Consider the following 19,297-nt stretch of genomic DNA (forward strand, 5'->3'; position numbering starts at 1 on the left):
ATTTTAGAATATTAGCACTTAAGTATGAGGAGTGCTAAAATGAAAAATATAATAATGGATGAAAGAACAAAACGAGTATTATATGCAGTAGTGGAAAGCTATATTGAAAAGCCTGAACCTGTGGGTTCTCGTTATATAATGAAGAAATATGGTTTTGATGTGTGCCCGGCTACAATAAGAAATATAATGTCTGATTTGGAAGATGCGGGATTACTGTTTCAGCCTCATGCTTCAGCAGGCAGGATTCCAACCGATACAGCTTATAGATTATATGTTGACTATATATTTGAAGAAGTTCTGTCTTATCAATCAAATGAGATTAAAAAATTTATAGAAAATTTGACAAAGAAGTTGAAAAGATTGAAAAACAATATGAATTTACTTTTTGTGGAAACTACTCAGAGTTTGTCTCAGATTAGTAAATATCTCGGTTTGGCTTTTTTACCATCACCAGACAAGACAGCTCTGCATCGAGTTGATTTTATAAAATTTAAAGATGACCTTGTAATAGCTGTTGTTGTAAATGATAAAGGTATTGTGAAAAATAAAATTATAAAAACCTATCCAGAAATAACCCAGCATGAGCTCAACAGTCTCGCAGACTTTGTTAACAGCAACTATCATGGGAAAGCTATTGACGAAATAAGAGAAGACTTAATTAAAAGAATAAAAAGAGAAAAGATTTTCTGGGATAAATTGATATCAAAAATTTTCAAGATGTGTCAGGAAGCATTATATTTTTCTCAGGAAGACGTGTATGTATCGGGTCTTTACCATATAATGCATCTTCCGGATTTTTCTGATATTGAAAAACTCAGGGAAGTAACGAAGACATTACAGGATCAACATCTTTTAGTAAAACTTTTTGAAAATATCTCACAGGACAATGAAGTTAAGGTAATAATAGGGCAGGAGAATCCTGTGGAGGAATTCAGAAACTTCAGTATAATTGCTTCTCCATACAGGGAAAAAGATAAATCAGCAGGTATTATTGCACTTGTAGGACCAAAGAGAATGAACTATCAACGAGCAATTATGTTAATTGATGCATTTGCAAGGTCATTAACCAGAACATTATCAGATTAGGAGGTATTTGATATGGAAGAAATAAAAAAAGATATATCCAATGAACAAGAAAAAGAGGAACTCTCCTATGAGGGTTCAGCTCTTGAAGATAAACCGAGAGATGTTGTGGAAAATCTTCAGAATGAGTTAAATCAGCAAAAAGAGAAATATCTTAGATTGTATGCTGAATTTGAAAATTACAAAAGAATGGTCCAAAAAGAAAGAGAGGAATTGATAAATTATGCAAATGAAAAATTGATCAAAGATCTTCTTCCTGTTATAGATAATTTTGAGTTAGCTATCAAACACTCAGTTGGTGAATTGAATTCTAGTTGGCTTGAAAGCATGAAACAAGGCATTGAAAATACATTGAAAGAATTTTTGCGTATATTAGAAAAGTATGGAGTTAAACCAATTGAAACAGTAGGACAGCTTTTTAATCCTGAAGTTCATCATGCTGTCTCTACATTTGAAACAGAAGATATGGATGATAATATAATCGTTGAAGAGTTGCGTAAAGGATATTTATACAAAGATAAACTGTTAAGAGAACCGCTTGTCACTGTTTCTAAAAAACCGAAACCGTCTTCAGAGTCTGAAACTTCGCACCCGTCGGGTGCTGAGGATGAAAAAAATTAAAAGGAGGATTAACCATGGGTAAAGTTATCGGAATAGACCTCGGAACAACGAATTCAGTTGTAGCAGTTGTTGTTGGTGGAGAACCGGTTGTTATACCAAATCAGGAAGGACAGAGAACAACACCATCTGTAGTTGCCTTTACTGATAAAGGTGAAAGGCTTGTTGGACAGGTTGCAAAAAGGCAGTCAATAACAAATCCTGAAAACACTATTTTTTCAATAAAGAGATTAATGGGAAGAAAATATAATTCCAGGGAAGTTCAGGAAGCAAAAAAGAGACTGCCTTATAAGATTGTTGAAGCATCAAATGGAGATGCTCATGTTGAGATAATGGGCAAAATGTACTCTCCACCTGAAATCTCTGCAATGATACTTCAAAAACTAAAACAGGCTGCAGAAGACTATCTCGGAGAGACAGTAACAGAGGCAGTTATTACTGTTCCGGCATATTTTGATGACAGTCAGCGTCAGGCAACAAAGGATGCGGGAAGAATTGCTGGTCTTAATGTGCTCAGAATAATAAATGAACCTACTGCTGCAGCTTTAGCTTACGGTCTTGAAAAAAAGAAAGAGGAAAAAATAGCGGTATATGATTTAGGTGGTGGAACTTTTGATATCTCTATTCTTGAGATTGCAGAAGGTGTCATTGAAGTGAAATCTACCAATGGAGATACCTTTCTTGGTGGTGATGATTTTGATATAAAAATTATGGACTGGATTATCGATGAGTTTAAAAAACAGGAAGGTATTGACCTGAGAAAAGACAGGATGGCTCTTCAGAGGCTTAAAGAGGCTGCAGAAAGAGCCAAGATAGAGCTCAGCTCTGCAATGGAAACAGAGATAAATCTTCCATTTATTACTGCAGATGCATCAGGACCAAAGCATCTTCTAATGAAACTAAGTCGTGCTAAATTAGAACAGCTTGTTGATGATTTAATTCAAAGAACTCTTGAACCGTGTAAAAAGGCTCTCTCTGATGCAGGATTATCTCAAAATCAGATAAATGAGGTTATTCTTGTTGGTGGTCAAACAAGAACACCAAAAGTTCAGAAAGTTGTTGAGGAGTTCTTTGGGAAAGAACCTCATAAAGGAGTTAATCCAGACGAGGTGGTGGCTGTTGGAGCTGCAATTCAGGGAGCAATTCTAAAAGGAGAGGTAAAGGAAGTTCTGCTTCTTGATGTTACACCTCTTTCACTTGGAATTGAAACATTAGGTGGTGTTTTCACAAAGATTATTGAGCGTAACACAACCATACCTACCAAGAAGTCCCAGATATTTACAACTGCAGCTGATAATCAGACAGCTGTGACAATAAAGGTTTATCAGGGTGAAAGAGAAATGGCTGCAGACAATAAACTTCTTGGAGTATTTGAACTTGTTGGAATTCCTCCTGCTCCCAGAGGTGTTCCCCAGATTGAGGTTACATTCGATATAGATGCAAATGGAATTATTCATGTTTCTGCAAAAGATCTTGCAACAGGTAAAGAGCAGTCAATCAGAATCACCGCTTCAAGCGGTCTTTCAGAGGAAGAGATTAAAAAAATGGTTAGAGAAGCTGAGGCTCATGCAGAGGAAGACAGGCGCAAGAAACAGCTTGCAGAGGCTAAAAACGAGGCTGATAACATGATTTATACAGTTGAGAAAACTCTAAGCGAGATGGGTGATAAAATTTCTGATGATGAGAAAAAGAGAATCCAAGAAGCACTGGAAAAATGTCGTCAGATTAAAGATACAAGCAGTGATATAAATGAAATAAAATCTGCCACAGAAGAACTTGCGAAGGCTTCACACAGAATTGCAGAGGAGCTTTATAAAAAAGCAGGTGCTTCACAGCCAGGGGCTGGTCCTTCTTCAGAAGCCAAAAAAGAGGAAGATGTAATAGAAGCTGAGGTCGAGGATAAGGATAATAAATGAAAGACTACTATAGCATTCTTGGAGTAAGCCGGGATGCCTCACCGGAAGAAATCAAAAGGGCGTTCCGGCGCCTTGCAAGAAAATATCATCCTGATTTAAATCATGGCAATAAGGAATCAGAAGAAAAATTCAAGGAACTAAATGAAGCATACTCATGCCTTAGTGATCCTGAGCGACGGGCAAACTATGACAGATATGGTACAGCAGAAGGACCTGCCGGGAATGGCTATGGTTTTGAAACAACATTCACAGATATCTTCGAAGACATTTTTGAAGGCTTTTTTGGAAGCTTTGGATTTAAGAAAAATAGACCCTCAAAGGGTGCTGATTTAAGATATGACCTTACAATTACTCTAGAGGAAGCTGCCTTTGGTGTGGAAAAGACAATTAAATTTCCTCGATGGGAACAATGTCAAACATGCAATGGTTCTGGGATAAAACCTGGAACAGAGCCAATTGTATGTCCATCCTGTGGTGGTAGTGGGCATATAAGATATAATCAGGGCTTTTTCTCTGTTTCAAAAACCTGTTTAAAATGTGGTGGGAAGGGAAAAATTATTAAAGATCCCTGCACGGATTGTTCTGGCGCAGGCAAAATAAGAGTAGACAGGGAGTTATCAATTAAAATTCCTCCGGGGGTTGATACAGGTAGCAAGCTTAAAATAAGTGGTGAAGGTGAAATTGGAGAATTCGGAGGACCTCATGGAGATCTTTATATTTTCATAAATGTGAAAGAACATGATATTTTCAAAAGAGAGGGACAAAATCTTTATTGTTCTGCTCCAGTATCTTTTGTTAAAGCAGTTTTTGGTGGAGAAATTGAAGTTCCCACTCTTGATGGAAAAGAAAAAATAGAAATCCCAGCAGGTACTCCATCTGGTAGAGTTTTTAAAATTAAAGGCAAGGGGCTTCCAAGAGTTGGTAGCAGTCATAGAGGAGATCAAATTGTAACAGTTTATATTGAAGTTCCTAAAAAACTTACAGAACGTCAGAGAGAGTTGCTTGAAGAATTCGCTCAAGTATCAGGAGAAGAAATAAAAAAAAGTTCCAGAGGTTTAAAAGATAAGTTAAAAGATATATTCTCAATGTAAAACTGAATATGCAAAAAAATAAAACTATCTTCCTTTTTCTCATCTGTTTGACTTTTATAATGAATGGCTGTTCTAACGAATCTGATAACAGCCAAATTAAAAAAGAACAACAAAGTTGTAATATTATTAAACTCTGGACAAGTCTTTATCCCCTTGAGCATTTTGCCAAATGGATAATCTCTAATGCAGAAATTCACAGTTTAATTCCTGCCCAGAGTGATCCTCACAATTTCGAACCTTCTCTGAAAGACATTCAGGAGCTTTATAACTCAAATATGGTTATCTATCTTGGAGATACTGATGTTGATAGATGGCTTGACAGAATAAAAAATGAACTGATGAAAAAGGGTGTTATAGTTATCAGGCTTCAGGATTATATTCCAATGAAAAACTATTTATCAGCCAATGAGATAGATCCACACGTATGGTTAGACCCTTTGTTGACATTAGAGATAATAAAAACAATAAAAAATGTGGCAGTACACTCTTTCCCGGATAAAAAAGATATATATGAACAGAATTTTTTAAAATATGAGGCAAAGCTCAGAGAACTTGATAATGATTTTAAACAAGCTCTGTCTAATTGTTCGCTGAGAGATGTAATTGTTACACATGAATTCTTAAACTATTTTAGTGTAAGATATGGATTAAATACTCGTTTTATTGTTCATGAACCTGAAGAAGAACTCTCTATAAAAAAAATTAAACAACTTAAAGACTTAATGAAACAAAACTCAATTAAATATGTTATTTCAGAGGTGGAAGGACAAAAAACTGCCAGAGCTTTAGCAGAAGAAACAAACGCGTTGATTTTAAACTTCAATACATTTCACATTAAAACCTCTCAGGATTATTTCCATGCAATGCGGGAAAATCTGAGAGTATTAAAAACTGCTTTAAATTGTAAATAATCATGAATGCTATTACACTATCAAATGTTGATTATTTCATCAATCACAGTTTCATACTTGAAGACATCAATCTTGAAATAAATGAAGGATGCTATCTTGGAATTATTGGACCAAATGGAGCAGGGAAAACAACACTGCTCAGGTTAATTTTAGGTATAATAAAACCTAACAGAGGACAGGTCTTACTCTACGGTCAAAACCCTGCAGATTATTTAAAAAAAGAATCAGTGGGATATCTTCCACAGAGAATATCTCAAACAATCTATGAATTTCCAATCACAGTTGAGGAGCTTGTTAGAAGCGGATATGACAAAATAAGCAAAGATAATTTTGAATGGGCACTGAATGTTTTCAGGATTTCTCAATTAAGAAAAAAAACAATGAGAGAACTTTCTGGTGGAGAACGTCAAAAAGCATTTCTTGCAAGAGCTATTGCCTCAAAACCAAGAATTCTTCTTCTTGATGAACCGACAACAGGTATAGACCCTAACTCAAGAGATGAATTACTTCAAATACTTGAAATTCTTAACAGAGATTTTTGTATTACAATTCTTACAGTTACTCATGATATAGGCACTTTTGCACATGAAGCACGATGTATCCTCTGCTTGAACAGAAAAGTTGTTTGTTTTGGCGATCCGCAGAAAATTCTCAAAGATGAATATATGGGTATGTTATATCCAGAACACACTGTTTTTCCACACAATCATGCTTGATATCTTTGAACTAAACATAATAAGAAGAGCTTTTTTCGTTGTAAGTCTTATAGCACCCATAGCTCCTGTATTTGGCATTTTTTTACTCCTACGCAGATATTCCTTTTTTGCAGATACTCTTGCACATGTTGGTTTTCTTGCATTTGCACTGAGTCTTTTTTTCAAGATTAATTCTCTTTTAGTGCTTATTTTACTGAGCATAGCTGTATCCCTTTCTGTTGAACAACTGCGTTCTAAAGAAAAGCTTCCTGCAGAGGGTTCGCTTTCATTTTTTCTTTATGCAGGGGTGGCACTTTCAGTGCTTTTTATAACGTTTTCAGGTAACACTGGCTCTATAATGAGTATCCTATTTGGAAGTCTCTCAACTGTAACAAAAGAAGATACATTTTTAATCATTTTAGGAGCATTGTTTTGCGGAGTTTTTTTAATAAAGTACCATAAAAAATTGCTTAATCTCTGCATTGACGAAGAGCTTGCCCGTGCAGGAGGAATAAACACATCATTGATTAAGATATTTTTTGCAGTTACAGTGGCGCTTTCCATCTCAATATCAATTAAGACAATGGGAGCTTTCTTAATTGGCTCTCTCATGATAATTCCTCCTCTGAGTGCGATGCAGATTTGCAGAACTCTTAAAACCACAGCGATTGTCTCAGTTGTATTTGCTTTTGTTTCAGCCTATGCAGGGATTTTTCTATCCTTTTACTCCGGAATTCCTCTTGGCGCGGCAATATCAACAATACTGATTGTTTTATTTACAGTTTCATTTATCATACAATCTTTATCCTCTAAATAGAGTTTTCTTCCTTCTTTTTGATCTCTTCCTCTTTTTCCTTCTTTTGAAGTGCTTCTGACATTTCTTCAAGCTTTTTCATTACAAAATAGTTTATTGTTCCTTCTGGATATGTTCCATCAGGTTGTAATTCACCTGATTTCATATCTGTAAGAATTTCCAGCCCTTCATCCACATAATCAATGGCATAAATATGAAATGCCCTATCTTCAATCGCTTTTCGTATGTCTTCCTTTAGCATAAGATGTTTAACATTCCTTCTTGGAATGATTACTCCATGAGAGCCATCAAGTCCTCGAATTCTGCATAATTCAAAGAATCCCTCAATTTTTTCATTGATTCCACCAACAGGTTGAACCTCTCCTCTCTGATCCATAGAGCCTGTTACTGCGAAGCTCTGCTTTAGTGGAACATCAGCAATACTGCTTAAAATTGCATAAAGTTCAGCACAGGTTGCACTATCTCCTTCTATCATTTCATATAGCTGTTCAAAAGTCAGGGAAGCACTGAGACTTATTGGTTTTTTTATTGCATATTTACTCCATAGATAGCTTGAAAGAATCATTACAGCTTTCTCATGAATCCGTCCGGACATCTTAATTTCACGCTCGATATTGACAATTCCAGCTTTCCCAAGATATGTCCTTGCAGTAATACGAGATGGCTTGCCAAAACTGTAATCTCCAAGATCAATAACAGCCAATCCATTAATCTGTCCGATTTTTTTGTAATATGTGTCAACAATCAAAACATCCTCAAGAATCAGCTCCCTCAGTTTTTCCTCTATGCTTGCAGACCTGTAAAACCTCTGTTCGAGAGCTTTTTTAACATGCTGGGCATAGACAATCTTTCCTTCATCTTTTTTTGCCCAGAAGTTTGCCTCCCTTATAAGGTCTGCAATACTGCTGAACTGTGTAGAAAGCTTTTCCTGATGCTCAGCAAGTCTTGAGCCATATTCAACAATTCTTGCAACAGCTGATTTATGAAAAGGAAGAAGCTCTTCTTCTGCCTGACAGAGACGAATAAACTGAGCATATTTTTTTATGTTTTCTTCATTTCTTGGCATTCTTGTATCAAAGTCTGCCTTGACCTTAAAAAGTTCTCTGTATTCATCATCATAGTTGTAAAGAATGTAATAAAGGAAATGAGTGCCAGTAAGAATAACTTTGACATTTAAAGGAATTGGCTCGGGTCTCAATGTAGTTGTGGTTATGAGTCTGTATTGTTCCCATACATCTTCAATGCGTATTTCTTTGCCCTTAAGAGCTCTTTTTAATGAATCATAAGAAAAAAGATTTTTCATTAATGCAAGTGCATCTATTACAAGGTATCCACCATTTGCTCTGTGAAGTGAGCCAGCTTTAATCATAGTAAAATCTGTCATTGCCATACCATATTGAATTTTATATTCAATTCTTCCAAAAAGATTAAGATATGTTGGGTTGGGTTCGTATATTACAGGAGCACCCTGACTGCCTGAATTATCAACAAGAACATTGACACTGTATTTAGCAAAAGAAACCTCTCTCTGAACTCTCATAAAAGGAGGTACTGGTGGAACAGCTTCTTCTGATATTTTAAAGTCTTGGAGATTGTTAAGAATATCATCTCTCAAAGTAGCAAGATAATCAACAAGCTTTTCATTAAAAGAGTATTTTCGTTTAAGTTTTTCTATTGGTTCTTCTATTACATCGAGGGTAATCTGGCGTTCCAGCCTGGTAAGCATATCTTTCACAATCTTTTCTGCTTCTTTTACCGCTCTGACAACATCATCAAGTTTTTCCTGAAGTATTTTCCCCATTTCATCAATTCTTTTTCGTGTCTCAGCATCAAGGGCCAGAAATTCTTCTTCTGTAAGAGGTTCTCCATCTCTTTTTATCGGCACTATTATGAGACCTGCAAGAGCTTTTCGAATTGCGAAACCTTTTTCCTTTGCTTCTTCTTCTACAGCTGAGAACCATTCTTTCTGTTTTTGTTGGAAATCCTCCAGAATCTTATTTTTTTGTTTATCATACTCTTTTGATTCAAAAGCTTTTGGAATTTCAACTTTTAATGTACTAATAAGATTTTCCATATCCTTCTGAAACTCAGTAGCTTTTCCTGGAGGCAGACTAACAGCTATTGGAGCATCAGGATTTTTAAAATTATAAAGATAACACCAGTCGGGTGGTACAGGCTCTGTTCTTATTTTTTCAGAAAGCAAAGCCCTTATGGCACGCATTTTACCCGTGCCCTGTGCGCCAAGAGCATATATATTAAATCCCTTTGCAGATAAATTTAAGCCAAACTCCAGAGATGCTATTGCTCTGTCCTGTCCGATTGTTCCTGTAAGGGGTGGAAGTTCCATAATGGTTTCAAATTCAAATACATTTTCGTCACACTTTTTATATACCTCATCTGCCTGAAGCTTTTTTGCCATTTACTTTCCCCTCCTTTTGGATTGTTAATCTTAATATTATACCATTTAAAATTTAAATTGAATCTTGAGGAGTTGCTGTAATTAAATCAAGTATTTTATTATTCTTCCTTTTATGTAACACATTGGATTACAAAATTTTTTTGCAGATACTTTTTTTTGATAAGTTTTGTTATCAAAAACTATTTGTCAACAAAATTTAAATATTATGTAATATTTTCCGCATTAAAGAAGTTTTTGGTTTATAAAAATTTTAAGTATCTTAATTAGTCTGCGCTCTGTTTTTGAAACAGGATAAATAAGTATTAATTCATGAAACGGCGTATAGTTATGAAATAAACAAAATATTCTGTTGAAAGAAGCTGTTTAATTTTTTGAGATAGGGTAGAATCTTTGCCTGATGGGCATAAATTAAGAGTGTTGCACAGACAGGCTAATATATAAACTTTACAACTTAACGGATGATGAAATAAGAGTTGTTGAAAACAAAGGATAAAAAAAGTAAAAAATTATCCGCTATTTAAACTTTTCCTTTAAAGCCTTTTCTACAATTGGAGGAACAAGATTTGTTACAGAGCCTTTAAAATAGGCAATCTCTTTAACAAGGCTTGATGAGAGGAAAGAGTATTCCTCACTTGGCATTAGGAAAACAGTCTCAATGTCTCTGAAGAGCCTTCTATTTGCATGTGCAAGTTGAAGTTCGAATTCATAGTCTGATACAGCTCTTAACCCTCTTATGATGGCTACAGCTTCCTTTTGTTTGATGAAGTCCACCAGTAAACCATCAAAAGATTCGACTTTCAAATTTTGAACGTACTTTGTTGTTTCATGAATAAAATGCAGTCTTTCTTCAATTTTAAAGATTGGTGATTTTTTATAACTTGAAACAGCCACCGCTACTATCAATTCATCAAAAATTTTAAGAGCTCTTTTTATAACATCGAGATGTCCATTTGTTATCGGATCAAATGTTCCTGGATAAACTCCTATTTTTTTCACTCTTGCCTCCTGTAAACAGTTAAAAGAGTATCGCCATATCTATAGCATTTGTATATTTTCACTCCTTTAAGGTTTTCCCTTAATGACTCATTTTTATGATGCTGTAAGATTAAAACTCCATCTTCAGTTAGTAAGTCTTTTTTCTCAAGCACTTTAAAAATTCGTTCAATTTCTCCTGATTCATAAGGCGGATCTGCAAAAATTATATCAAATTGTGCTGAACAGTTTTGAAGGAATTTCACTGCATCTGTGTTGTGAATTTTTGCTTTATCGGAGAGTTTCTTTTTTTGTGCTGAGTTTTTTATAAAAACGCATAAAACAGGATCCTGTTCTACAAATATGACTTCATCTGCTCCCTTTTTTAATGCCTCCATGCCAACAAAGCCTTTACCAGCGTATAAGTCAATGAAGGTTTTGCTCTCAATATTTTGCAGAATATCAAAAATAGCCTTTCTAACCACTGCCGAGGTTGGTCTTACTGTTTGTTTTTTAATGTTGGAATTTGCTTTCATTGCCTTATCTCTGGATTGGTAAAATATGTGTCTGGAAGTTTATAGTTTAAAATTTTTACCTTCCTTCCTTCAACTTTAAGTCTTCCCTCTGCGTAAAGCCTTATTGCTTCTGGAAATATCCTATGCTCAAGTTTAAGAATCCTTTCAGAGAGGGTTTCTTCTGTATCATCTGGATGAACAGGCACAGCTGCCTGAATTATGACAGGACCTGAATCAACACTTTCATCAACAAAATGAACAGTACATCCACTTATTCTTACGCCGTAGTCAACTGCCTGCTTCTGTCCATGTAATCCCGGGAAAGAAGGAAGAAGGGCTGGATGTATATTCATAATTCTATTTGGAAAAGCATCAAGCAGGGGTTTTTTAACTATTCTCATAAATCCTGCCAGGATAACAAGTTCAACCTCTCTTAAAAGTAGTTCATCTCTGATTTTTTCATAAAAAGCTTCTTTTGTTGGAAAATTCTTTGGGTTAATATAAAGATAGGCTATGCCATGTTTTTTAGCTCTCTCGATTGCATAAGCCTCAGGGTTGTCAACTATCAAAATCTCTATGCTGGCAGGAAGTATTTCAGTCTCGATTTCATCAATTATTGCCTGAAAGTTTGAACCTCTTCCTGATGCTAAAACTCCGATTTTAAGCATTCTCAATCCTCCACAGATTTAAATGCATGGACAAAATCTACCACTTTCTTCAATGTATCAACCTGGGTGTTGATGTTTACACCATGACCGAGATTAAAGATATGAGCTTTTGCTGACTTACCGGCATTTAAAATCTTCTCTACTCTTTTAAAGATTTCCATTTCCTGACCTAAAAGTGCTAAAGGGTCAAGATTGCCTTGAAGTGGTTTATATTCAAACAGATGACAGGCATCTTTCATATCAATTCTCCAGTCAAGGCTGACAACATCTGCTCCTGAATCATTAATATGTTTTGCAAGACCTGATGTGTTAGAACTGAAATATATAACAGGCACAGTCTGTTTTAAACTTTCAAGAATTCTTTTTACATAGGGCTTGCAGAATATTTCATAATCATATGGAGAGAGAATTCCAGCCCATGTATCAAATATCTGGACTGCATTAACTCCTGCTTTTATTTGTCCGTTCAGATAGACTATGGTAGATTCAGTAAGACTACTCAAGAGCTGATGAAAACCTGAGGAATCTGAGAACATGAATTTTTTGGTATGAAAAAAATCTTTCGAAGAGCTTCCCTCAATAACATAGGTTGCAAGAGTAAAAGGCGATGCTGAAAATCCTATGAGAGGAACATCAAGTTCTTTTATTAAAATTTTAATTGCTTTAAAGACAAAATCTACAGCGTTAAGCTCTATATTTTTCAATTTTTTTAAGTTATCTATTGTTCGGATAGCAGGAGAAACCACTGGTCCTTTTTCATCGATAAACTCTATTTTAAGACCCATTGCTTCAAGAGGAATCAGAATATCGGAAAAAAGAATTGCTGCATCAACATTTAAAACTTTAACTGGCTGCATTGTAACCTCTGCAGCAATCTCTGGAGTTTTGCACATTGTAAGAAAATCATATTTTTGCCTTATTTTTTGATACTGGGGCATGTATCGTCCTGCCTGTCTCATAAACCATACAGGAGTATACTGAGGTTTTATTCCTCGACATGCCTGAATGAATACATCTTTCATTGAAATCTCCTCGGTGTATATCTACAATACGGATCTTCTTCAAGATAATTATTTTTAAGACAATATGCTCTCGCTCTACATCCTCCACAGACTTTTACATATTCACAGACTCCGCAGCGACCTTTGTATGATGCGAAATCTCTTAAAGATTGAAAAAGTTCTGAATTCTCCCATATTTCTTTAAGTGACTGTTTTTTTATATTACCAGCTGACACTGGAAAGTAGCTGCATGGCATTACATCTCCATCAACATTTATAAGGCAGATTAGTTGGCCTGCTACACATCCTTTTGCGCCTCCTGTTGAAAACTTTAGTGATCTTCTTTCAAATTTTTTGCCTTCCTTCTTTGCATTTTCAAATATAACTCTATAATACTGAGGTGCACAGGTTGGTCTTACAAGCATGTCCTTTTCATTTTTTTCCATCTCATAATGCCAGTTGAGTATCTTTTCATAGTCTTCTTCGTTTATAAGTTCTTCAAGTAATTCTTCAGCTCTTCCTGTTGGAACAATCATGAACATATACCATGCTGTTGCGCCAAGTTCTTTTGCAAGTTTATAAACTTGTGGGATTGTATCCTGATTTCTCCTTGTAAAGGATGAATTTATCAAAAAAGGTAAATCGTATTTTTTAAAAAGCCTTGCTGCATTAATTGTTCCCAGAAAAGCACCTTTTTGCTGACGAAAATTATCATGAACTTTTTCATTATGTCCATCAAGGCTGAGCGAAACCATTTTTATATCCACATCTTTTAATTTTTTACATATTTCATCATTAACAAGAGTGCCATTTGTGGCAAGGCAAACTCTCAAGTCCTTTTTGGCTGCGTATTCAGCAATCTCAAAAAAATCGTCTCTTAAAAGTGGTTCTCCACCTGTAAGAACGATAACAGGTCTGGCATAGGATGTTATATTATCAATGATTCCCTTGCATTCCTCTGTGGATGGGTCAGGATGGTTATGAGCAACTTCTTCTGATGATGACCTGCAATGAATGCAGTGAAGATTACACCTTCGAGTTATTTCCCATGCTATCCATTTAGGCTCAAACTGCATTTTTTATTATAACTTATTTAAGCTATATAACTTCTGCCACTGAACTCTACTCGAAAGGTGGTTACAAACTGTCGTGAAAGGATAGTCTCTGAAATAAAGAAAATGTTATGTATAAAAAATTTAATTTAAGGAGGAATATCGATAAATTTGTTTACTGTTTTATGAATTTCAACTAAAGACTCAATAAGATTTTTAAACTCCTTAAGAGGAATCATATTTGGTCCGTCACAGAGTGCTTTATCAGGCTGTGGATGGACTTCAAAAAATAGTCCATCAATACCACAGGCAACTGCGGCTCTACTAAGATAAGGGATGAACTCTTTCTGCCCTGATGAACAAGTTCCAGCACCTCCAGGAAGCTGAACAGAATGCGTTGCATCAAAAATAACTGGAACTCCCATTGAGCGAATTATTGGAAAACTACGAAAATCAACAACAAGGTTGTTATAACCAAAACATGTTCCGCGTTCTGTAATCATTATTTGTTTATTACCAGTTGATTTAAGTTTTTCAATAATGTTTGATACATCCCATGGAGCAATAAACTGACCTTTTTTTACATTTACAGGTTTTCCTGTTTTTCCAGCTTCTATAAGTAAATCAGTCTGCCTGCATAAAAATGCAGGAATTTGAATAACATCAAGTATATCCCTTGCAATTTTTATTTCTATAACAGAGTGAACATCGCTTATAATTGGAATATTGAATGTTTCTTTGACTTCGGAGAGAATTTCAACTCCCTTCTCTATGCCCGGTCCTCTATATGATTTAATTGATGAACGATTTGCTTTATCATAAGAAGCTTTAAAAATAAATGGAATTCTGAGATTTTCAGCAATTTCTTTTAAAACTGAAGCAGTCTCAAAAACTATATTTTTAGTTTCTATAACACATGGCCCTGCTATAAGAAAAAGCTGATTTTTCTGTATCTTCATATTGGCAACAGAAAACACTATTTTTTCTGTTGCAGTTCAAAAGCCTTTTTAGCAGCTTCTGCTGCCTTCTTTGCCTCTTCAGCAGCCTTTCTGGCTTCCTCAGCAGCTCTTTTAGCCTCATCTACATCTTGCGCGGTCTTGTTTTTGTCTTCCTTTGCTTCTACTTTTTTCAATACAGGAGCAACTGCTGGAAGTTTATAACTTCTTATGTCTGTTGAAGGCTCTCCCTTGTCACTGATTATAACAATTTTACCTGAGTTTCTATCAGATATCCAGAGTTTTCCATTAATCCAGACCATTCCTGCAGGACTGGTAAGATATCGTGATGTTTCCACATTTTCCATGACGTTTCCACTTACAGGGTCGAGTTTTATAATTTGCACATTATCAGGAGATGGCGCAGGATTATTCAAATTTTTTAATCCTCCAACAATTAAATTTTTTCCATCCCATGCAAGAGCTGTGGGTACCGGAACTGGAGAAAGATACTCTGAAACAATTGAACCATCTTCTGTTGAGAGTTTAAATATTTTTTTCCTTTTAGAATCAACAACCCAGAGATACTCACCATCAAAAGTTATATCTTCTGGATATATTTTAGTTAATGGAATTCTGGTAATGACATCTCCCTGAGGGCTAATTTTAAGAATTCTTCTATTTGCTTCATCTGAAGCCCAGATAAATCCGGTATTACCTGCTGTATTTTGCCATGCAAGTCCCGTTATGTAAGGTTTGTTTTCTTTGGAAGTGATTGTTATAGGATATCTGTCAAAATAGAAATGACCTTCGTAGCCATAAATTGAGCCAGCAGTGGCGGTATCAATGTTATCTATAAATGCAATTAACCCTTCTTTGGCAACTAAAAGGTCTTTCCCATCAAAGGCAATACCTGTAGATCCGGTTGGGATTGTTTCTCCAGCACCTTGCATATCCACTTTTACCTGTTCTGTGCAACCAGCTAAAGTTATTGATAAAATCATTATTAAAATTAGATACCTAAACATCTTAGCTCCTGATTTAGAAAAAATTTTTTTAATTATACATTAATTATGAAATTGTTTCAATTATACAATTTTTTATTACATTAAGCAACCTGTCAAGATTGTCAACAGAAATTACAAGAGGTGGCATAATAACAATCACATCTCCAAGAGGTCTGAGCCATACTCCGTATTTTCTTGCCAGTCTGACCACTTTCAATCCAGCCTTCTCTTTATACGAAAAAGGTTCTTTTGTCTTCTTATCTTTTACAAGTTCAATTCCAGCTATCAATCCTTTCTGTCTTACATCTCCAACATTTTCAAGCTGTGCTATTTCATTAAGTCTTTCTCTTAAAAGTTCAATTTTTGCTGATAGATTTTCAATGGTTCTTTCTTTTTCAAATATATCAAGATTTGCTATAGCAGCTGCACAGGCCAGAGGATTTCCAGTATAGGAATGACCGTGATAAAATGTTTTTCTCTCTTCAATATCACCTAAAAACGCATTAAATATTTTTTTTCTCACAACTGTCACGGCAAGTGGCATATAACCGTTTGTTATTCCCTTGCTCAGACATATAATATCAGGTGTTACTTCCTCATGCTCGCAGGCAAACATTTTTCCTGTTCTGCCAAAACCTGTTGCAACTTCATCAGCAATCAGTAGGACTTCATATTTAGTGCAGAGCTGTTTTAATCCTTTTAGGTAACCTTCAGGCCACACAATTATTCCACCAGCACATTGCACAAGAGGTTCAATAATAACCGCAGCTATTTTTTCTCTATTTTCTTTGAGAATTTGTTCCATTTCATTTAGACAGGCAAAGTTACAGGATGGAAAGCTCAGCTTAAACTCACAACGATAGCAGTATGGAGCAGATGCCTGAATTGATCTATTCAGAAGTGGTTTATAAACTTTATGAAAAAGCTCAACTCCACCAACACTAACTGCACCAATTGTATCTCCATGATAGCCTTCTTTTAAGCTTACAAAGGTATCCTTTCCTTTTATACCGAGATTTGTCCAGTATTGGTAGGCAATTTTGAGAGCAATATCCACAGCTGTAGAACCGTTGTCAGAGTAAAATATTTTTATGAGTGGATCACCCGATGAAAGATGTCTAACAAGCAGGTCAGCAAGTTTTTTTGCAAGAATAATGCTTGGTTCATTGCACAGTCCAAGCAGTGTTGAGTGCGCGATTTTATCAAGCTGTGATTTTATTGCTTCGTCAATCTCTGATTTGCGATGTCCATGAATGTTAACCCACAGTGATGATACTCCGTCAAGATACCATTTCCCATCAATATCTTTTATGAAACAGTCTCTTCCTTCGGTGATTATCACTGGTTCTTCTTCAAGCCAGTATTTCATCTGTGTGAATGGATGCCAGATATAATTTTTATCCCATTCAATCAATGTTTTTTTGTCCATTTATACTCCTCACAAACTGGTTGATAGTTTTTTGGAAACTTCATATAAATATCTTACAAATTCTCCAGAGGAAAGATTTTCAGGGACTGTTTCATTTAAAAGCATTGCTCTGAAAATCTTTTTTAAAAGCTCTGACGGAGCAAATTTTTTTATCTGTTCACCTAAAGTTTCTATATACTTATAAATTATAAAGGACTCTGAGTACCATAGTTCATCCTTGAGAGGATTAACATGTTGACATGATAAATTTTTAAGAGTTTCCGGAGTAGCATTATTTGATATAATTAGTGCTCTTATATCGTTATTGAGTGTCTGTAACCCTTTCACCGCGGGATTCTGTCCGAGCCTGTGTCTTCCTTTTGTAATTGCCGAAAACCTGTTTATATTAACTCCAGAGCAGTAAAGATGTTTATCACCATCAAATGGCTTTATAACAAAATAAACAAATTCATTAATGAATTCCATAAATACTATATATCCTTACAGATAATGCAATGAGGATCTTTACGAGCAGTGAAACTCTTGAAATCGCAGCTTATTCCATCCCACACAAGTAATTTATTTTTTAAATTTTTTCCGATTCCAACAATGTATTTTATTGCTTCCAGTGCCTGAAGTGCACCAATCACTCCAGGAGTTACTCCTAACACAGGGAAAGTCTCCTTGGGTGGTGCTTCGGGGAAAAGACATTTAAGGCATGGAGTTTCAGGTGGTTGAATGAAACTTAACATTCCCTGCATTCCATAAATTGCTCCAAAAACCAGAGGGATTCTGTTTTTTATTGCAACCTTATTTAAAATATATCTTGTTTCAAGATTATCCATGCAGTCCATTATTATTACTGCATTTCCTATAAGTTTTGAAGCATTTTCATCGGTTATTTTCTCTGTAATCGCAATAACTTCTACATCAGGATTTATTGCAGTCAGAGTTATTTTGGCTGATAATGCTTTGTTTATCCCGATTCTTGTATGGCTGTGTAGTATCTGCCTGTTTAAATTTGTTATTTCAACACTGTCAAAGTCACAGATAATTATTTTACCCACGCCTGCAACCGCAAGATAGATTGAGACAGGGCTTCCAAGTCCACCGGCACCAGCTATGAAAATAGTTGAGTTGTTAAGTTTTCTCTGTCCTTCCTCTCCCCAGCCATCTATAAGCATTTGACGGCTATATCTTAAAAAATCCACCCGATTACCTCCTTCATTTCCTTAAGCGTTTCACCTGCAACTTTTTTTGCTTTTTTTGAGCCTTCATGGGCAATATCAATGAGAAGTGATGGATTATTTATCAGTTCCTGCCGTTTTTCCCAGATAGGCCGTAAAGTTTCAATAACATGTTTTATTAATATCTTTTTACAATCAATACAACCAATTGAGGCAGTTGTACACCCTATGGTAATTTCTTTTTTTTCATCCTCAGTTGAAAATATTTTATGGAGGTCAAATACAGGACATTTTGCCGGATCTCCTTTGTCTGTTCTTCTTTTTCTGGCAGGATCAGTTACCATTGTTGAGATTTTTTCTGTTACAATTGTTTGATTATCGCTTAAATATATGGCGTTACCATAGCTTTTTGACATTTTTCGTCCATCTGTGCCGGGAACTTTAGGGAAATCTGTAAGAAGTGCTTCAGGTTCAGGAAAAAACTCGTTTTCATAAAGATAGTTAAATCTTCTCGCTATCTCTCTTGATAATTCAAGATGCGGAATCTGATCAACTCCAACAGGAACATATTTAGCTCTGTAAATTATAATATCAGCAGTTTGAAGTACAGGATATCCCAGAAATCCATATGTATCAAGATCTTTATCTTTTATCTGTTCTTTTTTCTCTTTATAAGTTGGTACTCTTTCAAGCCATCCCAGAGGTGTTATCATACTCAAAAATACATGGAGCTCTGAATGCTCAGGAATCTGAGATTGTATAAAAATTGTTGATTTTTCAGGGTTAAGACCTGCTGCAATGAAATTCATAAGGAGGTCAACTGTATATTCTTTTATCTGATAAGGATTTCCATATCCTGTTGTGAGGGCATGCAAGTCTGCCACAAAAAAGTAGCATTCATATTTATCCTGAAGTCTTATCCAGTTTGACAGTGCACCTATTAGATTGCCAAGATGAAGCGGTCCACTTGGTTGTATTCCGCTTAAAACTCTATCCATTCAAATG

At 35.5% G+C, this 19,297-nt stretch carries 19 protein-coding genes; 7 read left to right on the top strand and 12 right to left on the bottom strand.

The annotated features are described in order from the left end of the window. The first annotated feature begins 39 nt into the window (after positions 1 to 39). Genes hrcA through G581_RS0101405 form a run of 7 tightly spaced genes read left to right on the top strand, consistent with a single transcriptional unit; the run spans position 40 to position 7,131 of the window. Positions 40 to 1,086: a heat-inducible transcriptional repressor HrcA gene (gene hrcA, locus G581_RS0101375; RefSeq protein ID WP_028844272.1), complete on the top strand. Its 1,047-nt coding sequence runs from the start codon at positions 40 to 42 to the stop codon at positions 1,084 to 1,086. A gap of 12 nt (positions 1,087 to 1,098) precedes the next feature. Then, positions 1,099 to 1,704, top strand: coding sequence for a nucleotide exchange factor GrpE (gene grpE, locus G581_RS10220; protein WP_051178660.1), 606 nt, complete (start codon positions 1,099 to 1,101; stop codon positions 1,702 to 1,704). A gap of 14 nt (positions 1,705 to 1,718) precedes the next feature. Continuing rightward, positions 1,719 to 3,617 carry a molecular chaperone DnaK gene (gene dnaK / locus G581_RS0101385; RefSeq protein ID WP_028844273.1) on the top strand — a complete coding sequence of 633 codons (1,899 nt, stop codon included), beginning with the start codon at positions 1,719 to 1,721 and terminating at the stop codon, positions 3,615 to 3,617. Continuing rightward, a complete protein-coding gene (gene dnaJ, locus G581_RS0101390; protein ID WP_028844274.1) occupies positions 3,614 to 4,708 on the top strand; it encodes a molecular chaperone DnaJ in 1,095 nt (364 codons plus the stop codon). Before dnaK ends, dnaJ begins: the two co-directional genes overlap by 4 nt. A gap of 59 nt (positions 4,709 to 4,767) precedes the next feature. Then, positions 4,768 to 5,619, top strand: a complete 852-nt coding sequence (locus G581_RS0101395; protein WP_038064614.1) for a metal ABC transporter solute-binding protein, Zn/Mn family — start codon at positions 4,768 to 4,770, stop codon at positions 5,617 to 5,619. 2 nt (positions 5,620 to 5,621) lie between these two features. Further along, the gene (locus tag G581_RS10225) at positions 5,622 to 6,335 is read left to right on the top strand and encodes a metal ABC transporter ATP-binding protein (RefSeq protein WP_051178662.1); all 714 of its coding nucleotides are present in this window, start codon (positions 5,622 to 5,624) and stop codon (positions 6,333 to 6,335) included. Then, on the top strand, positions 6,328 to 7,131 hold the full coding sequence (locus G581_RS0101405) for a metal ABC transporter permease (RefSeq protein ID WP_028844276.1): 804 nt from the start codon (positions 6,328 to 6,330) through the stop codon (positions 7,129 to 7,131). Before G581_RS10225 ends, G581_RS0101405 begins: the two co-directional genes overlap by 8 nt. On the opposite strand, the gene G581_RS0101410 is transcribed toward G581_RS0101405, so the two are convergent. The 12 genes from G581_RS0101410 to trpS form a co-directional block, all read right to left on the bottom strand. Beyond that, positions 7,124 to 9,547 (bottom strand): Lon protease family protein, encoded by a 2,424-nt coding sequence (locus G581_RS0101410; RefSeq protein ID WP_028844277.1) that lies wholly within the window; start codon positions 9,545 to 9,547, stop codon positions 7,124 to 7,126. The genes G581_RS0101405 and G581_RS0101410 overlap by 8 nt on opposite strands. A 513-nt stretch (positions 9,548 to 10,060) precedes the next feature. Next, positions 10,061 to 10,543, bottom strand: coding sequence for a pantetheine-phosphate adenylyltransferase (coaD, locus tag G581_RS0101415; protein ID WP_028844278.1), 483 nt, complete (start codon positions 10,541 to 10,543; stop codon positions 10,061 to 10,063). Then, positions 10,540 to 11,055 carry a 16S rRNA (guanine(966)-N(2))-methyltransferase RsmD gene (gene rsmD / locus G581_RS10230; protein ID WP_051178664.1) on the bottom strand — a complete coding sequence of 172 codons (516 nt, stop codon included), beginning with the start codon at positions 11,053 to 11,055 and terminating at the stop codon, positions 10,540 to 10,542. The genes coaD and rsmD overlap by 4 nt, the downstream gene beginning before the upstream one ends. Further along, complete coding sequence (gene purN, locus G581_RS0101425; protein ID WP_028844279.1) at positions 11,052 to 11,702, bottom strand: phosphoribosylglycinamide formyltransferase; 651 nt, start codon at positions 11,700 to 11,702, stop codon at positions 11,052 to 11,054. The genes rsmD and purN overlap by 4 nt, the downstream gene beginning before the upstream one ends. Before the next feature lie 2 nt (positions 11,703 to 11,704). Further along, on the bottom strand, positions 11,705 to 12,724 hold the full coding sequence (gene hemE, locus G581_RS0101430) for a uroporphyrinogen decarboxylase (protein WP_028844280.1): 1,020 nt from the start codon (positions 12,722 to 12,724) through the stop codon (positions 11,705 to 11,707). Then, the gene (locus G581_RS0101435; RefSeq protein ID WP_028844281.1) at positions 12,721 to 13,779 is read right to left on the bottom strand and encodes a radical SAM/SPASM domain-containing protein; all 1,059 of its coding nucleotides are present in this window, start codon (positions 13,777 to 13,779) and stop codon (positions 12,721 to 12,723) included. The genes hemE and G581_RS0101435 overlap by 4 nt, the downstream gene beginning before the upstream one ends. A gap of 125 nt (positions 13,780 to 13,904) precedes the next feature. Next, positions 13,905 to 14,714 (bottom strand): 3-deoxy-8-phosphooctulonate synthase, encoded by an 810-nt coding sequence (kdsA, locus tag G581_RS0101440; protein WP_028844282.1) that lies wholly within the window; start codon positions 14,712 to 14,714, stop codon positions 13,905 to 13,907. Positions 14,715 to 14,731: 17 nt separating this feature from the next. After that, the gene (locus G581_RS0101445; protein WP_028844283.1) at positions 14,732 to 15,718 is read right to left on the bottom strand and encodes an NHL repeat-containing protein; all 987 of its coding nucleotides are present in this window, start codon (positions 15,716 to 15,718) and stop codon (positions 14,732 to 14,734) included. A gap of 43 nt (positions 15,719 to 15,761) precedes the next feature. Beyond that, complete coding sequence (gene bioA, locus G581_RS0101450; protein ID WP_028844284.1) at positions 15,762 to 17,126, bottom strand: adenosylmethionine--8-amino-7-oxononanoate transaminase; 1,365 nt, start codon at positions 17,124 to 17,126, stop codon at positions 15,762 to 15,764. A 9-nt stretch (positions 17,127 to 17,135) separates the two neighbouring features. Continuing rightward, on the bottom strand, positions 17,136 to 17,591 hold the full coding sequence (locus G581_RS0101455; RefSeq protein WP_028844285.1) for a hypothetical protein: 456 nt from the start codon (positions 17,589 to 17,591) through the stop codon (positions 17,136 to 17,138). A 5-nt stretch (positions 17,592 to 17,596) separates the two neighbouring features. Then, positions 17,597 to 18,316: a HesA/MoeB/ThiF family protein gene (locus G581_RS0101460; RefSeq protein WP_028844286.1), complete on the bottom strand. Its 720-nt coding sequence runs from the start codon at positions 18,314 to 18,316 to the stop codon at positions 17,597 to 17,599. Continuing rightward, complete coding sequence (trpS, locus tag G581_RS0101465) at positions 18,304 to 19,290, bottom strand: tryptophan--tRNA ligase (protein WP_028844287.1); 987 nt, start codon at positions 19,288 to 19,290, stop codon at positions 18,304 to 18,306. The genes G581_RS0101460 and trpS overlap by 13 nt, the downstream gene beginning before the upstream one ends. Between the last annotated feature and the right edge of the window lie 7 nt (positions 19,291 to 19,297).

It is taken from the genome of Thermodesulfovibrio thiophilus DSM 17215, assembly GCF_000423865.1.
Lineage (GTDB): Bacteria > Nitrospirota > Thermodesulfovibrionia > Thermodesulfovibrionales > Thermodesulfovibrionaceae > Thermodesulfovibrio > Thermodesulfovibrio thiophilus.

Coding starts and splice junctions, on each gene's coding strand:
- trpS (WP_028844287.1), bottom strand. CDS start 19,290: ATGGATAGAGTTTTAAGCGGAATACAACCAAGTGGACCGCTTCATCTT.
- hrcA (WP_028844272.1), top strand. CDS start 40: ATGAAAAATATAATAATGGATGAAAGAACAAAACGAGTATTATATGCA.
- kdsA (WP_028844282.1), bottom strand. CDS start 14,714: ATGAAGATACAGAAAAATCAGCTTTTTCTTATAGCAGGGCCATGTGTT.
- bioA (WP_028844284.1), bottom strand. CDS start 17,126: ATGGACAAAAAAACATTGATTGAATGGGATAAAAATTATATCTGGCAT.
- G581_RS10225 (WP_051178662.1), top strand. CDS start 5,622: ATGAATGCTATTACACTATCAAATGTTGATTATTTCATCAATCACAGT.
- G581_RS0101445 (WP_028844283.1), bottom strand. CDS start 15,718: ATGTTTAGGTATCTAATTTTAATAATGATTTTATCAATAACTTTAGCT.
- G581_RS0101405 (WP_028844276.1), top strand. CDS start 6,328: ATGCTTGATATCTTTGAACTAAACATAATAAGAAGAGCTTTTTTCGTT.
- G581_RS0101395 (WP_038064614.1), top strand. CDS start 4,768: ATGAATGGCTGTTCTAACGAATCTGATAACAGCCAAATTAAAAAAGAA.
- G581_RS0101435 (WP_028844281.1), bottom strand. CDS start 13,779: ATGCAGTTTGAGCCTAAATGGATAGCATGGGAAATAACTCGAAGGTGT.
- dnaJ (WP_028844274.1), top strand. CDS start 3,614: ATGAAAGACTACTATAGCATTCTTGGAGTAAGCCGGGATGCCTCACCG.
- dnaK (WP_028844273.1), top strand. CDS start 1,719: ATGGGTAAAGTTATCGGAATAGACCTCGGAACAACGAATTCAGTTGTA.
- grpE (WP_051178660.1), top strand. CDS start 1,099: ATGGAAGAAATAAAAAAAGATATATCCAATGAACAAGAAAAAGAGGAA.
- G581_RS0101410 (WP_028844277.1), bottom strand. CDS start 9,547: ATGGCAAAAAAGCTTCAGGCAGATGAGGTATATAAAAAGTGTGACGAA.
- purN (WP_028844279.1), bottom strand. CDS start 11,702: ATGCTTAAAATCGGAGTTTTAGCATCAGGAAGAGGTTCAAACTTTCAG.
- rsmD (WP_051178664.1), bottom strand. CDS start 11,055: ATGAAAGCAAATTCCAACATTAAAAAACAAACAGTAAGACCAACCTCG.
- hemE (WP_028844280.1), bottom strand. CDS start 12,724: ATGAAAGATGTATTCATTCAGGCATGTCGAGGAATAAAACCTCAGTAT.
- G581_RS0101455 (WP_028844285.1), bottom strand. CDS start 17,591: ATGGAATTCATTAATGAATTTGTTTATTTTGTTATAAAGCCATTTGAT.